General features: G+C 57.9%; 2 protein-coding genes. Both read right to left on the reverse strand.

The annotated features are described in order from the left end of the window. On the reverse strand, positions 1-731 hold a 731-nt coding region (locus EN935_RS34405), incomplete at its 3' end, for a M20/M25/M40 family metallo-hydrolase (RefSeq protein WP_164771620.1). A 250-nt stretch (positions 732-981) separates the two neighbouring features. After that, positions 982-1,753, reverse strand: a 772-nt coding sequence (locus tag EN935_RS34410) for an amidohydrolase family protein (RefSeq protein WP_164771621.1), incomplete at its 5' end; no start/stop codon positions are given.

The raw sequence follows: 1,753 nt of genomic DNA on the forward strand, positions 1-1,753 counted from the left end.
GTCCCGACATGGTCATAACGACCAAGCACTCGCGCCGACGCGTATCGGAAGTTGCCTGGTATTCCGGCGCCCACCGCCACGGGCACCCCGGCTTCGACGAGGCTTGGCGCCTGTTCGATATGAAGTTCGAGAAACGCCCGGACCTGCGCAGGGTCGAGTTCGATTTTGCCATCGACAATGGCATCCGGATCGCCGCCTGAGTCACGGATGTGGCTTTCGAGAGTACGCTTCGTATCGATACGGCGCATCTGCATGGCGTTTGCCGGCAGTGACCCAAGAGCCGAGCGGCTGCCGATATAGGACACTTGGAACCAAACACTCTCTTCGGCCCGAACGCCCATGATAGTGACGTCGCATTCTGGCTCGAAGCCAAGAGACGAGAGGACAGCCAGGCTGGTCAACCCGGCGACGACACCGGCGGCACCGTCGAAATTGCCACCGTTGGGCACGCTGTCCAAATGTGACCCAATAATTACCTTGGGGCGATCACGATGCTTGCCTGGCAGCGTCACATAGGTATTCGCCGCTGCATCGACCCGTACCTCAAGGCCAAGATCCAAAGCGTGTTTCGCTATCACCCGATGAGCACAGTCCTCACCAGGTCCATACGTGTCACGCGTTATGCCTGAGCCGGCCAGTGAACATTTGGCAAGCGCCTCGAACAAACCGTCGACCACGGCTTTTTGCTCATCCGTTTTCCGCCTGACCAACCCTGCCGAATATTGCGTCATTGAACTGCTCTTGTGCCTAAATGTCATGCATCACTAGCGCGCTGGAACCAGCGCGAATAATCATTAAGATCGCCGAATAATAAGTTCAGATTATACTGGGGGTCGGAGAACCTTCGGTGGCGCCGCCTCGCAAGCACCTTTCCTCCGGCCGCGGCAGCGACATCCATGGAGTCAGGCAAGAACTGCAGCGTCCAGGTAACCGTTTGTCGCCGTATCATGGACCGACCCGGATCTTTCAAGCTTGATCGCGCTACGACGTCGCGTCGGAAAATCCGGTTGCGGGACCACACAGGCAAAGTCGATTGATGTGATGGGGTCGACTATGTGATCCCATACAAAAATCCGAGACATATTCAGCAAGCTGGTCGGCGGCGCCTTTCAAGCCGGCAGCGGAGGACCGCAGTCGCGCCACGCTGTCCTCGACTTTGCTGCGCAATAGCCTGAAATCGAACGTCACGAACTCGCGGTTCCTGAGAACCCATTTGCCGCCGATCATGACGTCACATACCGCACTCGAATCCTCAGAATGGACCAGTTGGTTGGTTGGATCGTTAAAGGGCACGAAATTGATATTGGCGAGATCGAGAAGAACGATATCCGCCTCGCAGCCGACTTCCAGCCGCCCGATCCTGTCGCCGAACCCGAGCGCTCTGGCGCTTCCATTTGTCGCCATTTTGGCAGCGTCATCCGTGCTGATCCATCGGTTGGGGTCGACATCAGCAACGCGCGAGACGAAGGACGCGAGGCGCATTGCCTCAAACATGTTTTGGTTGTCCGAGCAGTGTGATCCGTCGGTGCCGAGACCGACATTCAGTCCGCGGTCGAGCATCCGGCGCGCCGGGGCGATGCCGGAGCCAAGACGCAGATTGCTGCCAGGATTGTGCGCAATCGAACAGCCGCGATCGGCAAGTCGGGCAATGTCGTCGTCGTCGAGCCAGACGCAATGCGCCGCGGTCAAATCCGGTCCCAGGACACCAAGTTCATCAAGGTAGGCAGTCAAGGTTTTGTTGTAAGCATCAAGC

Origin of the sequence: Mesorhizobium sp. M7D.F.Ca.US.004.03.1.1 (assembly GCF_003998635.1) — a bacterium.
GTDB classification, from domain to species: domain Bacteria; phylum Pseudomonadota; class Alphaproteobacteria; order Rhizobiales; family Rhizobiaceae; genus Mesorhizobium; species Mesorhizobium loti.